Here is a 15830-nt window from a genome sequence, read left to right on the forward strand (position 1 = left end):
CGCTAAGTGGTTTCCTTTGTCTGGGATGTGTGAATGAGTGAAATGACTCGCACCTTACAGATTATTTCTATTCAGCACGAGCTTGCCATGAGCATCGGGTTGGATCTCAATCTAGATAAGATGCTTCAGCTATTTCTTGATAGAGCTAAGAAACGTCTAAGTTTGCGCAGCGCAGTCGTATTTAAAGAAGCGCCGCGCTCAAGAAATGATTCAGACATTCTCTGCTACCCCTATAATCATCGCCCAGATGATACAAATGATTGGTTAACTGAGCAGGTATACGAATTCAGCCAGCTCAACGTGCAAAACGTCTGCCGCCAGCGCGGTGATAGTTATTATTATCTGTTTAAAATCCCTAAATTTGGTGCAATCAGTTTCGAACGTAAACGAACACCTATTGATGACATCGTTCTCAACGCGCTATCGCCGCTATTTAGTCGCTTGGCGGTGAGTTGCCAAGCTTGCCTAGAGCATCAAAATTTGGTGGATGAAATTACTAATCGTAAGGCAGTAGAAGAGCAGCTTAGGCTGCAAACTTATCAGGACGTTTTGACTGGCTTACCTAACCGAAAAATGCTTAATATCAACTTACAAAGCTTATTAACGAATGCACAGCAACATGGTCAATATGGTGCCGTATTTTTTATTGACTTAGACCGTTTCAAGTTAATAAACGATACCCTAGGGCATTCTGTTGGTGATGAATTGCTGATTAATATCACAAGTAAATTAAAAGCATGTATTCGCCGTGATGATACCTTAGCTAGAGTCGGAGGGGATGAGTTTATCTTACTGCTTGGCGACATAGGGCAGACGGAACAAAGCGCAGTAGGTAAGGCTACAAAAGTAGCGGATAAAATGCTTGGCCTCACTCGGGATAGTATTGAGCTGTCCCGTTGTGCGGTGTTTACCAGTTTCAGTATCGGCATAGCCTTGTTTCCATCTCCTGAACTCAACGTCAATAAATCGATTGCCGATCAGGCCAAGCAACTCATAAAACACGCCGATATTGCCATGTACAAAATTAAACACACTAGCCGAAATGATTATCTTTTCTATCGTCACGAATTACAGGTTATGTCGACTTTTCGCTCTGAGGTAGAGCAGCGTCTACATGTGGCTTTACGTGAAGAAGCATTCGAGTTGTACTTTCAGCCTATGGTTAATGTGGCGGGTGCGATTGTGGCCGCAGAGGGATTGCTGCGCTGGCATGATGAAAAACTTGGCTGGGTTGGGCCTCAGGAATTTATTCCCGTGGCAGAGGAATGCGGGTTGATTGTAGAAATAGGTCAATGGGTATTGCGCCAAACCTGTCTATTGATTTCACAACACCTTGATTGGTTTGCTGAAGGAAAGCTGCGCTACATTAGTATCAATATTAGTCCGCGCCAGTTTAGCCAACCCCACTTTGTTGCTCAAGTGTTGGAGATAATTGAGGAGTTCACCTTCCCCCATTAGTATCTACGCTTGGAAATAACGGAAGGCGTTGCAATGGAAAACATTAACAGCGCCATTTACATTATGAACGCGTTAATTGTGCATGAGCTGTTTTTCATGCTGGACGACTTTGGTAGTGGTTATTCGTCGCTGTCTTATTTACATCAATTGCCACTAAAGTCGGTGAAAATAGACCGTAGTTTTGTTTCGAAAATAGATCAAAACACGGATAACCAAGTTATCGTTGAGGCAATAATTTATATCTCTCAGCATTTTTCTTTAGAATGTGTTGTCGAAGGATTAGAAACATCAGAAGAGTACACTTACTTTCATGAAAAAGATGTTGCTGCTATTCAAGGGTTTCACTTCTTTAAACCCCTGCCAAGGGGCGCTTTCGTTACGTTATTATCCTCCCTTGGTTAACTGTCATTCGTATCTGATTACAATCAAGGTAACAGTGCTTTGTGGTATTGTCTTATTATTCTGAGCACGCTTTTCTTAATTTAAAAACGGCGTACTGTGTGCTTTTTCGCTTTGTATCCTGCAACCATTATTTGGTTGCGGTGCACCCACTAGCGTTAACTTAATTTTGGAGCTGGCATGAACCATATCCCCCAACATATCTTAGAGTTTTTGCGCGATTCAGCTCCCTTTGAAGTGCTTGATGAGCATGAAATGAATAGATTGGCGCAGTCCATTACGGTTGCTTACTTTAGTCAAGAAGATGCGCCTAATATTCTTAAACAGCAGCAAGGGGGATTATTTCTTATCTACAGTGGGCAATATTCAGTTAAGGACTCCGCTGAATCAGAACGCCACTTGAGTGATGGGGATTATTTCGGTTGTGACAACTTATGGCAAAAACAGTCGAATAAAATAGCAGTCACTGTCGATAGCCCTGGATTAGTATATTGCATCCCAAAAAAGAGTTTCGCCCAATGTGTTTCCACCCATCCAAGTATTGGAGTCTTTTTTCGAAATTATACCTCTGAACAAATTTATAGTGACCAGGTAGATGACTCAAAATCTATGTGGCTTTATAAGCCGATAAGCGAAGTGATTTCTGATGGGATTGTAAGCGAAGATATTAACAGCTCAATTTTGCAAGGGGTGCAAGTAATGTCAAAAAGCGGCGTTTCTTCTCTTGTCATCACGGATAACCAATTACTCGTTGGCATATTAACTGACCGAGATATACGAAATCGTGTGGTGGCGCAGCAAACCGACGTGAACCTTGCGGTTAGTGAAATAATGACGCGAGATCCAGTGAAAATTAGCGATCAGCGAACGTTATTCGATGCTCTATGCGTCATGACAGAGCACAATGTGCACCATTTACCTGTTGTGGATAAAAGTAGCGGCGTTCCTCTTGGGATGTTGACCGCGAGCGATATGATACGTCATCAAAGAGGCAATGTGCTTTTCGTTATTAACGAGTTAACTAAAGCGCCGTCTTTGTACGAATTGACAAGACTTTCATGGCAACTGCCGCATTATTTTTCGAAACACGCTAAACGTCTTGGCGACTTTGATATAGCTGGCAAGGTATTGTCTCAGGCAACGGATATTATGACGCGAAAGCTCATTGGCTTTTATCAGCAGCAACATGGTGAAGCGCCGATGGAATTTTGCTGGCTTGTTTACGGCTCTCAAGCGCGTGAAGACCAGACCATGGGATCTGATCAGGACAATGGATTACTGTTCGCCACAGAGCCAAACCCTGAGCAATCTGCCTATTTTGCTGATATGGCTGAGTATGTATGCCGGGGACTAGATAAATGCGGTATTAAACTGTGCACGGGAAACATTATGGCCAGCAACCCAGCACTGCGTATGTCAATAAAGCAAGCCGTGCAGCAAGCACAAAGTTGGGTACGAGAGCCGAGTCCAGAAGCCATTTTAAACTGCAATATATTTCTTGATGTACGCGCAGTGGCAGGAAATCGGTTTTTGCTTTCCCAATTACATGTGGAGCGAAAGGAGTTACTTAAACAATCGAGGTTTATTGCCGCGCTTACGCGTCACGCCAGCGATGGGCATGTTCCTTTGTCTATGTTTCAGAAATTTGTATATAAAAAAGGCTTACCTAAAAAAGACTGCATCGATATGAAAAATAGTGGGGTGGCGATCATCAATAACCTTGTGAGAATTTACTCTTTGGCCAATGGTCTAACCATGCCGTCCATTCCCCATAGATTAGAGGGGCTGCTGTCACACGCTGGGTTGTCGAGTAAAGACGTTAAAAATTTGCGCGATATATGGCTGTTTCTTAATCGCCTGCGGTGGCGTCATCAAATTCAAAACAAGGTGACTGACAACTATGTTTCGATCAGTGATTTGTCGTCTATCGAGAAATATCAATTGAAAGAGGCAATGCGCGTTATCCGAAGAACACAGCAAGCCGCGGTGTTTAAATTTGCCGGTGGTTTAGGTTAACGCATTCTGAGTATGCCCAGAGAGAAAGACTGATGTTTAAAAAACTAAAAAAGTGGTTTGCACCTAAGCCACCTATCCCAGAAGCTTGGTTAACCATGCCACTGGCTGATATTCCTTTTTTATGTATTGATTTAGAGCTCACGTCTCTTGATTTGAATGACACTAAAATACTATCAATAGGGTGGGTTGAAGGTCAGGGCAAGCAAATTTCTCTGCAAAGTTGTTACTATCAGGTGATATCAACAACAGCATCGTTAAATCAAAGCCCCGTCATCCACGGTTTAACCGCTGATCATATTGCCCAAGGGCAACCGTTACGTATCGCGTTGGAAGCGTTAAGACAATTTGCCAGTAGCCATGTATGGGTATTCCATTGTACCAATCTTGATATGACGGTGTTAAACGGTGTATTTAAGAAGTTGAATATCCCTCTCCCCACAGTTGTTACGCTGGACACATTGCGTTTTGGACTGTATCAACTCACGAAGAATTTACGTCCGCCCCCGCCAAATGCCGTGGTGCTACCCGTGTGTCGCGCGCGCTATAATTTGCCGGCGGTACCAGCGCACAATGCTTTAGACGATGCGATGGCCACTTTGGAATTACTCTTTGCGCAAATTCAAAAGTTTGCGCCTAAAAATACCGATACCCTAAAAGCATTGGTGGTGACTGACGCACTCCAAGTCTTTCCTGCGTCTACCGATTGAGCGAGTAATTTAGAACAGTACTGATTGTATTTTCTAAAAAATTCCCGTTAAACTTTTGTTAATAGATTGTTACTTATTTTTTCTCTTTGTTATAGCTTATTGCTGCCTTTTTAACTAAATTTAAAGGAGAAGCAAAGAGGAGAAGTCTCGTGAATTATCTTACGAAGCAGCATTCATTCTGGTTAACGCTACTATTTTTGTTTGGTTTAACGGCTTGCCAAAGCGCCCCAACAGTACAAGATGTATCTGGCCCTATTTTAAATGATGATGCCTTTCCTTTGGCGAAAGACGTCCATATCGAATCTGAAAAAGACATTTTTCGTCTAGATAAGGAAGCGCGAAACTATGTAAAACGCACAGTAGGGCACATAGACGATCCTATAGAACGGACGGAAACGCTGGCGCGCAGCATATTTAAACGGTTGAGCTTTGATTTACTCTATCGTGGCGATGCTAATACGACGGCCAATGAAACCTTTCACAACCGAGCAGCAAATTGCCTTTCTTTGTCAATTATGACTTACGCATTAGCCAATGAGGCTGATTTAAGCGTTCGTTTTCAAGATGTGCAGATCCCAGAGTATTGGACTCGCAGAGACGGTATTAGCTTGCTAAATGGGCATATAAACTTACAGATAATACCTAGGCCGCGAAGTGCTAATTCATATTATTTTTACAAACGTGGTTACCAAATTGATTTTGATCCGCAAGCGTTGAGGCAGCATTTCCCAAAAACACAGTTAACAAAACAACAAGTAATCGCCATGTTTTATAATAATAAAGGCGCGGATGCCCTATTATCCAATGATAGAGACCGAGCATACGCGTATTTCGCAGCGGCGCTGAAAGTTGAACCAAATTTCGATTCGGCGTTAGTAAACCTAGGCTTTTTGTATCGAGTTTCAGAGCTATACACTTTGTCTGAAAGAGCGTATTTGAAAGCACTAGCGTCATCACCTGATAACTTGACCGCCTGGGAAAACTTAGCGTATTTGTATAACTATTCTAATAAAATGCAGCAGGCTCAGGAGATCCTTGCGCGAGTTGAAAGCAAGCGTTTGCGAAACCCTTTTTATCACCTCGATTTAGGCCGACGTGAGTTTGACCAAGGAGATTTGCAGGGAGCGCTAGCGCATTTTAATCGCGCATTAGCGATTGATAACGATCGTCATGAAATCTTCTTTGCATTAGCCAGAACATATCATGCAATGGGGCAGAAGACGCAAAGTGAGCGCTACTTGAAGAAGGCCAAACGCACCACTAAAAACCTACAAGAGAAAGAGTTATACCAAGGGAAGCTGGACCTTCTTTCTCGTTCATCAATATAATTTTAGGCCAAAAAAACCTACTTCATATTGAAGTAGGTTTTTGGTATCTCTATGATTTATCTAGGCTACGCCTAATTCTCGCAATCGCTCTGCTAAGTAGGTTTTGGCTGTGTGACGTTCAGACAAGACAACTTCTGGGCGAGGGTGTAAGAATAAGGGCAGTGAAATTCGCGATTTAGTTTGATCTGCACCTTGAGGGTTAATCACCCGGTGAGACGTAGATGGAAAGTAGCCACCGGATGCTTCTTGAAGCATATCACCGATATTCACAATCAAAGTCCCGAAGTCACAGGGGACATCAATCCACTCGTCGCCAGTTCCTTTCACTTGCAATCCAGGCTCATTCGCTGAGGGGAGTATCGTCAAAAGGTTGATGTCTTCATGTGCGGCGGCACGAATAGCATCCGGCTCTTCGCTTCCTGTAATTGGCGGATAGTGCAAAACACGCAGCAATGTTTGATCACTGTCTACTGCCATGCCAGAAAGTGGTTCGCTGTAATGCGCAGCTACATCGGTTGGTGAATATTTCTCAACCCAACCGAGTAACTCAGATGCTAGATTGTTGGCTGCTTGATAATAGTCTTGTAATTCTTGCTTTAAGTCAGGAGGGCATTTTCCCCAAGGATAATAATGAAAGTATTCTTTAATATCTTTCTTTTTAAACCCTTTTGCGGTTTCTGAAACCTTGGTTGAAAAAAAGCCATCGTGACTTTGGTTATCAAACGCGTAGTGCAGTTTGTCATCAGAATTAAAAAACGCCTGCCAGTTCTTATAGATACTGGTTACCGTTGATTGTTCAATAGGGTGGTTCTTTAGCACCCCAAAGCCGGTTTGGCGCAGTGATTCAACGAACTTTTTGTCCGCGTCTGGTGCTGTGTAATCGACGGCGAGCAATTGCATAATAATCTTTCCTGTCTTTAAGTGTGAATGGATTGCCAACCTTGGCAGTCATTCCTTTATCAATTTCTATAAGCTGAGATACAGGCCAGCTAAGGCGGCACTCATTAAGTTTGCGAGAGTGGCGGCCAACACTGCTTTTAGGCCCATTTGCGCGATTTCTTTACGTCGGCCTGGTGCTAATGCTCCAATGCCACCCATTAAAATAGCGATGGATGAGAAGTTAGCGAAGCCGCACAACGAGAAAATAACAATAGCTTGGGTACCCGGCGATAAGTCGGCTTGGTATTTCAGAAAGTCTACGTAAGCGACAAATTCGTTCACCACCATTTTCTGCCCGATAAAACTACCAGCGAGATTGGCTTCATCCCACGGTACGCCTAAGGCCCATGCGAGAGGCTGGAAAACATACCCGAGAATGACTTCAAAGCTTAGATTTTCGACCCCTACAAGACCGCCGGCCCACCCGATAAGGCCATTTAATAATGCGATTAATGCAATGAAAGCAAGTAACATAGCGCCCACATTTAAAGCGAGATGCATACCCGAGGCTGCACCGCTTGCCGCAGCGTCAAAAATATTAGCGTATTTGTCTTCTTCGTTGTTGACCTCAGTCAACTCGTTTTTAAATTCTTGGGTTTCAGGCATGATGATTTTAGCCATCAACAGGCCGCCCGGTGCCGCCATAAAACTAGCCGCAAGTAGATACTTAATCTCAACACCCATTCCGGCGTAGCCTGCCATGACTGAGCCAGCAATAGACGCTAGCCCACCGACCATAATGGCAAACAGCTCTGAGCGTGTCATATGGGGAATAAAAGGCTTAACGACTAATGGGGCCTCGGTTTGGCCTACAAATATATTAGCAGCAGCCGACATGGATTCTGGACGGCTTGTTTTAAGGGCTATTTGCAAGAACCCGCCGATCAGACGAATGATCCAAGACATCACGCCCAGATGATAAAGCACGGTAATTAATGACGAGAAAAAAACGATAACAGGTAGCACGTTAAAGGCGAAGATAAAGCCAAGTGACTTATTGCCTAATTGGCCAAAAATGAAATCGATGCCTTGCTGGCTATATTCAATTATATTTTTTACATAGACGGTTAAGCCCAGTAAAAATTCTTTCCCTGGGGGGAAGTACAGAACCAAAGCACCAATAATAGCCTGAATAGCAAAAGCGCCACCCACTGTACGCCAGTTTATCGACTTACGATGTGCTGAGAGCAATATCGCAAGTATGAACAGAACAGCTATGCCAATCAAACTGACCATTCTAACTCCTTAATTATTGTTTTTATATCGTCGTTATTTTAATGGCTAAAGTAGCGTCTGCTGGATATGTGATTTAATGACATCCAATGCAATACGATTTTTTCCACCTTGGGTCACAATAACATCAGCAGTAAAACGACTCGGCGCGATAAACTGGTGATACATGGGCTTAACGGTTGATTCATATTGTTTTGCAACCGAATCTAGCGTGCGTCCTCGTTCAGCTATATCTCGCTTCATTCGACGCAATAAGCAAATGTCTAGCGGTGTATCTACGAAAATCTTGATATCAAACAAAGGCTGAAGCTCTTGGTTTGCTAGCAACATGATCCCTTCAATGATAATAACCGGTGCTGACATTAGTTTTTCAGTTTGGGCCAAGCGAGTATGAGTCTTATAACAGTAGTGAGGGTAATCAACTGACTGCCAGTTCTTCAAGGCCTGCAAGTGCTCAACCAATAACTCGTGTTCAAACGCTTTGGGATGATCGTAATTATTCTTTTCACGCTCCTCCATGGGGAGATGGTCTTGGGCGCGATAATAATGATCTTCACGAAGTATTTGCACATGTTTGCCGTCTTCTGAGAATTCTTTAAGTAAGTTTTCAGTAAACAGCGATTTACCCGAGCCAGAAGCACCGGAGATAGCGATAACGAGGGGGGCAGACATACCACTCCGAATTGATAGATGTGAGATTGTCTGAAAGATACCAGCGAACGGTGAAAAAGTCAGTTTTCACAACGTATTTATATAGCAATTTTTATGACAATTCGTAAATCTACACAATGTTAGCCCCTCTGGTTAACATTAACGCAACAAGGTTACGATTTGTTGACCATATGGTCAAGTTTTTGTTGGGTTGAGTTTTATTGTAAAAAAGTGGACCTCATTTTCGACTCAAATGGTATTAAATTGACACAGCAGTACATTTGGATAACACCAATTCCTGAAGGCGTTTTGTAAAATGCGGGAAATAAGCCCTAGGGAGTTTAGGGGGAATATATTTCGTGAATGGCTTACACGTGAGAGAGATTACTTTCCAATAAAGAAGACTTTTTCGGCGCTGATATTAGGCAGCGCGTAATTATGCAATTTAGAGCGAGAGCCTTCACCTTGTGCTTTAGGTGGATAAAACAGCTCCTTTTCTTCTTGATGATCGACGAATATTTCGTCCAAAGCTGAGCGAATCTCACTCAACGTTTTATCTAGGTTGGCTGCAAAATCTGGGCGTTTACGTTTAGTATGTCCTAAATCGATCAAACGATAGAAGTATTTATTCGCCATCTGAATCAACTCTTCAGGTACGTCACTGCTGTTGCTCAAGTTAGCGCTGTTATCTTGTATGCAATAGTCCACAAGGGCCGCATAAAAGCAAAAAGGTTTGTTCGGTAATATTATTGGTGTGGTGCCATCGACATAACTTATGCTCTTGCTTTTTAGATCAATAATTAATTGATGATTCACTGGCGTTTCTAACTCTTTCTGTAAGTCAGCTGTGTTTCTATGAGTTAATCTTAGCCTTTGAATGCACAGGTAACTAAGCAGTGTGGCAAGTATAAGTGGAGCAAGTCCAACGTAATCAGCTATCGAGGTAGTACTAACAGCGTACTGGATGGTGATTTTCTGATCATGAGTTTCTAGGTATGTTTCTCGGCTATCCTCTGCTCTTTGAATATCCGCTTCTACAATTCCTTGTATTGAGATGACATCAATAGGGGAGTGTTGCTCATCAAGTACACTATTCAAATCTGAAATGTAATGACTAACAGAACGTGTGTCAGCCACCGTTTTAAATTTGGGGTTCGCTAAGCGTAATTTGGGTAAGTCGATTGCAATACGTTTTTCAATGTTAGCTAAGAATTGAGCCTGGTTTGATGTCGCTTGGAAATGAACGCCAATAACAAAGGCAAACTGAAAAATTAACCATATGAGGGTAAAAAGGCCAACGTAAATCAGTTTAGTTTTCATGTTCTAGCACTTCATTTGAATTTTTTGGTAACGGGCAGTGATAGGGCACTAGCTCAAGCTGGCGGTAATAGTCTGATTGCGTATTCGTCGATAGAGTCGTCAAGGTATTCTGAATTTCGCAGATTAAATCTGTATTTTGGGTTTCCATCTTCAAATACCACTTACTCCCACTGACCTTCGTTTTTATCGGGGTGATGTAGTTAGCGGAAAAACGCTCAGCGTCTTTGTCTTTCCAAAATGAAGAGATGATATCCACGCTACCTGTTGCAAGAAGGTCGCGCAGTGCCTCATGAGAATTTACATACACAATATCCATATTAGCTTCTGAAATGCCCAGCTCATTCAGTAGTCCTTTAGGTACAATATGCCCCGAGCGGCTGCTAGGGTAGTCCAACAGCCCCAAGCGTTTACCCCATAAATATTGTTTAGTCAGTTTTGGTTTTTCTTTTAAGGAGATTAAATAAGTGGAGTAGTCTTTGTATTGAGCTACAGTTTGGTATCTATAAGTCGTTTCTGCAGCAAAAGCCAACATGACATTTTCTTTGACCAAGGCAAGATCAGCAATTCCTTTACCTACATACTGAATAATTTCTTGCTCGTTGTGGCTCCACTGAACAGTGACATTTCCGTATTGGCGGTTAATCGTCTGGTTACTGCACAAAGACGAAAGGAGCTTGCTAGCCATACCTTGATCGGTTATAAAAACAACAAGATCGTCACTATTTTTTACCGATTGAGTTTGGCAAGTGAGCGACTGCGAAATTAAGTTAGATAAATTTTCACTTTTTATTACGCTTGAATAGACACCTGCATACCAGCTGGCGAGCATAAATATTCCGGATAGGATGGGCAAGGCAATCGCGTTAATCGACAAAATTCTTTTCTGCACTCAAGTTCGGTATTTTTACTTGTTGTACTGATTTGACCAGTTAGTCTTACTTAAAGCAATAGGTAAATTTATTTGAAGGTGGTAAGTTATTGATTTAAAATAATTAATAATAAGAAGTTATGAATGTTGTTGAGGGGTTTTTACTTAGCAAAATTTGTTCACACTGGCTAAGTCAAAGTTTGTCACAAATCGTGTCACCTCATGACGTATAAAAATAAAAGTGACCGTTTACAAAGAAAATAAGAAAGCGGGCAGGGAATTTTTGACCAGTTAGTCAAATTTGTTGGTTACTGGTCAGTGCAGTAATATAAATGCAACATAAAAATAAAATAATAGCGGCATAAAAATTAACACGATTTAATACTCACAAACCTTAGGAAACACACAATGCTAAGAAAAACTAAACTCACCAGCATCGCGCTTGCGGTAGCCATGTCATTAGGCATGTCTTCTGCTGCTCTTGCGCAGGAAACGTCTTCAAGCATAGGCGGTACAGTTCTTTCACAAAGTGGTCAATCAGTATCAAACGCAACAGTTACTATCACAGACACCCGCACAGGGGCTGTGAAAGTGTTGACTACTAACGAAACCGGTCGTTATAACCTTCGTGGTATGCGTGTTGGTGGTCCTTACACCGTAGAAGTGATGGATCAATCAGGCAATAAAACGGTTGAGCAAGGTGTTTTCTTGAATTTAGGCGAAACTAAAAGCCTTAATTTAGATTTAGCCACTCAACAGGAAGAGAACCTTGAAACTATTACAGTAAGCGGCCGCGTAACCAACGCAACCTATGGCGCTTCTGGACCCGTGGCTAACTTTAGTTTATCTGACTTGGAGGCAGCTCCTGCCATTAACCGTGATATCAAAGACTTAGTACGTATCGATCCGCGTATCTACGTAGATGAAGCTTTCGGCGACGGTATTCAGTGTGCCGGTGCTAACTCACGTTTTAACAGTTTGACGGTCGACGGTATCCGTACCAACGATAACTTCGGGTTGAATAGCAATGGTTATCCAACCATTCGAATTCCTTTTTCTTATGACTCGATCGATCAAGTCGCAGTGGAATTAGCACCTTTCGATGTTCAGTACGGTGGTTTTACAGCATGTAACATCAATGCTGTGACTAAGTCTGGTACAAATGAATGGCATGGTGGGGCTTTCTTCGACTATACCAATGACTCTCTTCGTGGTGATCAATTGGAAGGCGAGAAGCTAACGGTAGGCAACTTTAACGAAAAGCGTTACGGTTTCAATGTTGGCGGCGCATTAATCGAAGACAAATTATTCTTCTTCGGTTCATATGAAAAACTTGAAGGGGCGACGTTGTTTGACCGTGGTTCAGCAGACTCAAATCAAGCTGTTCAGGTTGCAGGTGTTTCTCAGGCTCAACTAGACCGAATTGAACAAATAGCTAACGATATCTACGGCTATGATCCGGGTGCATTTACAACTAGCATTCCGGTAGAAGATGAAAAAATCATGCTTAAACTTGATTGGCAGATTAATGCCGATCATCGTGCGTCTCTTGTTTACAACTACAACGATGGTAATACTATCCGTGAATCTGATGGGGATTCTGACGAATATGAGTTTTCTAACCATTATTATGAGCAAGGCGGAAAATTAGAGTCATATGTAGGGTCTTTATACTCTGATTGGTCTGATAATTTCTCAACCGAATTACGTATCGGTACCTCTGACTACGATGCAAATGTAGTTCCTTTAGGCGGAACAGATTTTGGTGAAGTTCAGATTTCTACCGAAAACGACGGTTCTCGTGCAACTGTTTATCTGGGTGCCGATGATTCTCGCCATGCTAACAAGTTGAGTTACAGCACAGATACATTGAAGTTGGCTGGTACCTACACAACAGGTGACCACATTATTACTGGTGGTTATGAGTTTGAAAGTTTAGATGTTTTCAACTTGTTCGTGCAAGAAGCTGAAGGTGAATACCGTTTCGGTTCTATTGATGATTTCGAAGCTGGAACGCCTTTCCGTATCACTTACGAAAATGCTGCTGTAACCAATGACGTTAACGATGCTGCTGCGGCTTTCTCTTACGATATCCATACTGCTTATATCCAAGACGAGTATTACTGGTTAGACCAAGATATGACGATCACCTACGGCCTTCGTTATGACTGGTACTCAAGTGATGATTTGCCGCCTGAAAACCCATTTGTTGAAGAAACATATGGTTTCTCTAATCAGCAAAACTTAGACGGTATTGATTTGCTTCAACCTCGTTTGGGCGTTAACTGGATGTTGACAGAGCAGTTAGAAGTGCGAGGCGGTGTTGGTTTGTATTCGGGTGGTAATCCTAACGTTTGGTTGTCTAACAACTATTCGAACAATGGTGTAATACAAGTAGAGCAGCAAGACCGCTCTGGCACATCTGTATTTGACATGGCGTTCACTGGTGAAGGTCGCCCAATTTATGATATTCCTCAAGACTTGTTTGACGGCGTTGCTAGCGGAACAGCCTCTAACCGTGGCCTTAACTTCCAAGATCCCAACTTTGAAATCCCATCTGAGTGGAAATATGCAATTGGTGGTACATATACGTTCGAAAACGACTATGTATTGATGGTTGACTATTTATATTCTAAGAAGCAAAACGCTGCGATTATCAGTGATGTTTCACGCGTTCTTACTGACCAGACAGCGCCTGACGGACGCCCAATTTACACTAGCAACGGCCGTTCACAAGATTACTTGTTGACCAACGTCGATGGTGATTCAGGTGATTCGACGTCAATTTCATTGGCCTTAAGTAAGACCTTTGATTTCGGTTTAGATGCATCATTTGCTTATGCTTTCACCGAATCAAATGAAGTTAGCCCTATGACTAGCTCTGTAGCGTTCTCGAACTACACAAGTACTGCAGTTTTTGATCCTCAAAACCCTGGCATAGCAACCTCTAACTTTGAAATACCTCATCGCTTCACGCTTCGTTTGTCTTATAAGCATGAATTCTTTGACGGATACAATACTAGCTTCAGCCTTTTCGGAACAGCGAACGAAGGACGTCCTTACAGCTACACGTTTGATAACCAAGATCGAAATGATGGCGATAACTTCCTTAACGATACATTGGGGCAAAGCGACAGCAATGACCGTCAGTTGGTTTATATCCCAACAGTTAATGATGCTAGCGTAATATACGGTGAAGGGTTTGACTTAGATGCATTCAATGCGTTTATTGATGCGGAAGGCCTTACTCGCGGTGAAATCATGGACCGTAATAGCGTTAACAGTGATTGGTGGGTTAAGTTCGACGTTAAAGTTAGCCAAGAATTCGCAGGCTTCTACGAAGGTCATAAAGGAAGTGCCTTCATCGTTATCGAAAATATTGGTAACTTGTTGAATGATGATTGGGGGGTTTTGAAAGAAGCGTCGTTCCCACGTCAACAATCTGTAGTTGATGCTTCAATCAACGACGCAGGTCAATATGTTTATAACGCATTTATTACGCCTGCAGGACAGACTAGAGTGGCTGATGCGTCACTTTGGGAAGTTCGAGCTGGTGTTAAATACACGTTCTAATCATTAATTTGATAATGCTAAGAAGCCGGCTCTTGTAGCCGGCTTTTTTATTGGTGTTGAGGATGTAAATATGCATAGAATTTTTGGGTTATTGGTTTTACTTGTAGGAGTGCCTTTAGTGGCGGAAGCGAAAACAGTGCGGATCGCAACGTTTAACGTGAGTATGGAAGCGAGTAATTACTTGCCTAAAGGAGTAACGCCGACCGGCCAGGAATTGTTTGAAAACTTGCAGAGCGGTGAGAATCAACAGATTAAGAACATTGCTGAGATTATTCAGCGTGTGCGCCCTGATATCATTTTACTAAACGAGTTTGATTACACCTCAGATGATGACAAGGGGGTAAAAGCATTTATCAATCACTATTTGGCCGTCTCTCAGCTAGGCACCAAGAGTATTGATTACCCTTATTACTACACCGCTCCTGTGAATACTGGCGTGCCTTCTGGGGTCGACCTTAACCATAATGGAACGTCCACTGACAATGGTGGCGATACTTTTGCTTTTGGTTTGTATCCAGGGCAATACGGCATGGTTTTGTTAAGCAGATATCCAATTGAAAGTGAGCAGGCAAGAACGTTCCAACAATTCTTGTGGAAGGATATGCCTAATGGGCTACTTAATAGCGTAAAAACTGAAGAGGGGGCAGATTGGTACTCACCTCAGGCAAAAGCCATATTTAGGTTGTCGTCTAAGTCCCACTGGGATGTGCCCATCAGCATCGATGGAAAACTAGTTCATGTTCTAGCAAGTCACCCCACACCACCGGTTTTTGATGGCCCTGAAAACCGAAATGGAAAACGTAATCACGATGAGATTCGTTTTTGGACCGATTACATATCGGGTGGCAAGACCGCCGACTATATTTATGATGATAAACAGCAAAAAGGCGGCCTTAACAAAGATCATTTTGTCGTCTTGGGTGACTTGAATGCCTCCGCTGAAGAAGGCGACGGCCACAAAGATGGCATTGGTTCACTGCTTAAAAATTCAAAGGTGAATAGCCACAACGTTCCTACTAGTGCAGGCGGGGCTGTGCATAGCCCTGAAAACGCTCTGGGAGCGTCTCATACCGCCTTTTGGCGTATGCGGGCTGATTATGTTCTTCCTAGTAAGACGCTAGGTGAGGTAAGCGCTAGTGGCGTATTTTGGCCAACACCGGAAGAGGATAGCTATCGATTGATTAAAAATCGTCAGGCGTCATCTGATCATCGATTGGTGTGGGCAGATGTAGATATATCAAACTAAAAGCGCTCAGCAGTGGCGAGTGCATGTATGAACAAGTGACGATCCTACACTCGTATGCTTACGGATGCAGGGTTGTGATTACTTGGCTATGC

General features: G+C 42.7%; 10 protein-coding genes and 1 pseudogene. 6 read left to right on the plus strand and 5 right to left on the minus strand.

Annotated elements, in window-relative coordinates; translation table 11 throughout:
* The first annotated feature begins 120 nt into the window (after positions 1–120).
* The 4 genes and pseudogenes from GMES_RS10870 to GMES_RS10885 all read left to right on the plus strand — a co-directional run bounded on the left by GMES_RS10870 (position 121) and on the right by GMES_RS10885 (position 5908).
* Positions 121–1860: pseudogene (locus GMES_RS10870) on the plus strand (putative bifunctional diguanylate cyclase/phosphodiesterase).
* A gap of 177 nt (positions 1861–2037) precedes the next feature.
* Positions 2038–3873 carry a DUF294 nucleotidyltransferase-like domain-containing protein gene (locus GMES_RS10875; RefSeq protein WP_006992731.1) on the plus strand — a complete coding sequence of 612 codons (1836 nt, stop codon included), beginning with the start codon at positions 2038–2040 and terminating at the stop codon, positions 3871–3873.
* Positions 3874–3905: 32 nt separating this feature from the next.
* On the plus strand, positions 3906–4580 hold the full coding sequence (locus tag GMES_RS10880) for an exonuclease domain-containing protein (RefSeq protein ID WP_006992732.1): 675 nt from the start codon (positions 3906–3908) through the stop codon (positions 4578–4580).
* Between the two features lie 149 nt (positions 4581–4729).
* Complete coding sequence (locus GMES_RS10885; RefSeq protein ID WP_006992733.1) at positions 4730–5908, plus strand: tetratricopeptide repeat protein; 1179 nt, start codon at positions 4730–4732, stop codon at positions 5906–5908.
* A 60-nt stretch (positions 5909–5968) separates the two neighbouring features.
* Here GMES_RS10885 and GMES_RS10890 read toward each other — a convergent pair whose 3' ends face one another.
* From GMES_RS10890 to GMES_RS10910, 5 genes are all read right to left on the minus strand, one after another.
* Positions 5969–6808, minus strand: coding sequence for a 2OG-Fe(II) oxygenase family protein (locus GMES_RS10890; RefSeq protein ID WP_006992734.1), 840 nt, complete (start codon positions 6806–6808; stop codon positions 5969–5971).
* A 66-nt stretch (positions 6809–6874) separates the two neighbouring features.
* Entirely contained in the window at positions 6875–8083 is a 1209-nt protein-coding gene (locus GMES_RS10895) for a NupC/NupG family nucleoside CNT transporter (protein WP_006992735.1), read from the minus strand.
* 45 nt (positions 8084–8128) lie between these two features.
* Positions 8129–8752 (minus strand): uridine kinase, encoded by a 624-nt coding sequence (gene udk, locus GMES_RS10900; protein WP_006992736.1) that lies wholly within the window; start codon positions 8750–8752, stop codon positions 8129–8131.
* Positions 8753–9115: 363 nt separating this feature from the next.
* Positions 9116–10051, minus strand: a complete 936-nt coding sequence (locus tag GMES_RS10905) for a hypothetical protein (RefSeq protein WP_006992737.1) — start codon at positions 10049–10051, stop codon at positions 9116–9118.
* Entirely contained in the window at positions 10041–10940 is a 900-nt protein-coding gene (locus GMES_RS10910; RefSeq protein WP_226990286.1) for a PhnD/SsuA/transferrin family substrate-binding protein, read from the minus strand. The genes GMES_RS10905 and GMES_RS10910 overlap by 11 nt, the downstream gene beginning before the upstream one ends.
* Before the next feature lie 387 nt (positions 10941–11327).
* Between GMES_RS10910 and GMES_RS10915 the strand changes: the two genes are divergently transcribed.
* On the plus strand, positions 11328–14492 hold the full coding sequence (locus GMES_RS10915) for a TonB-dependent receptor (protein ID WP_006992739.1): 3165 nt from the start codon (positions 11328–11330) through the stop codon (positions 14490–14492).
* Between the two features lie 70 nt (positions 14493–14562).
* Positions 14563–15738 carry an endonuclease/exonuclease/phosphatase family protein gene (locus GMES_RS10920; RefSeq protein WP_006992740.1) on the plus strand — a complete coding sequence of 392 codons (1176 nt, stop codon included), beginning with the start codon at positions 14563–14565 and terminating at the stop codon, positions 15736–15738.
* The last annotated feature ends 92 nt before the right edge of the window (positions 15739–15830 follow it).

Source organism: Paraglaciecola mesophila KMM 241 (assembly GCF_000315015.1).
GTDB classification, from domain to species: Bacteria; Pseudomonadota; Gammaproteobacteria; order Enterobacterales; family Alteromonadaceae; genus Paraglaciecola; species Paraglaciecola mesophila.

Coding starts and splice junctions, on each gene's coding strand:
- GMES_RS10905 (WP_006992737.1), bottom strand. CDS start 10,051: ATGAAAACTAAACTGATTTACGTTGGCCTTTTTACCCTCATATGGTTA.
- GMES_RS10880 (WP_006992732.1), top strand. CDS start 3,906: ATGTTTAAAAAACTAAAAAAGTGGTTTGCACCTAAGCCACCTATCCCA.
- GMES_RS10875 (WP_006992731.1), top strand. CDS start 2,038: ATGAACCATATCCCCCAACATATCTTAGAGTTTTTGCGCGATTCAGCT.
- GMES_RS10920 (WP_006992740.1), top strand. CDS start 14,563: ATGCATAGAATTTTTGGGTTATTGGTTTTACTTGTAGGAGTGCCTTTA.
- GMES_RS10895 (WP_006992735.1), bottom strand. CDS start 8,083: ATGGTCAGTTTGATTGGCATAGCTGTTCTGTTCATACTTGCGATATTG.
- GMES_RS10890 (WP_006992734.1), bottom strand. CDS start 6,808: ATGCAATTGCTCGCCGTCGATTACACAGCACCAGACGCGGACAAAAAG.
- udk (WP_006992736.1), bottom strand. CDS start 8,752: ATGTCTGCCCCCCTCGTTATCGCTATCTCCGGTGCTTCTGGCTCGGGT.
- GMES_RS10915 (WP_006992739.1), top strand. CDS start 11,328: ATGCTAAGAAAAACTAAACTCACCAGCATCGCGCTTGCGGTAGCCATG.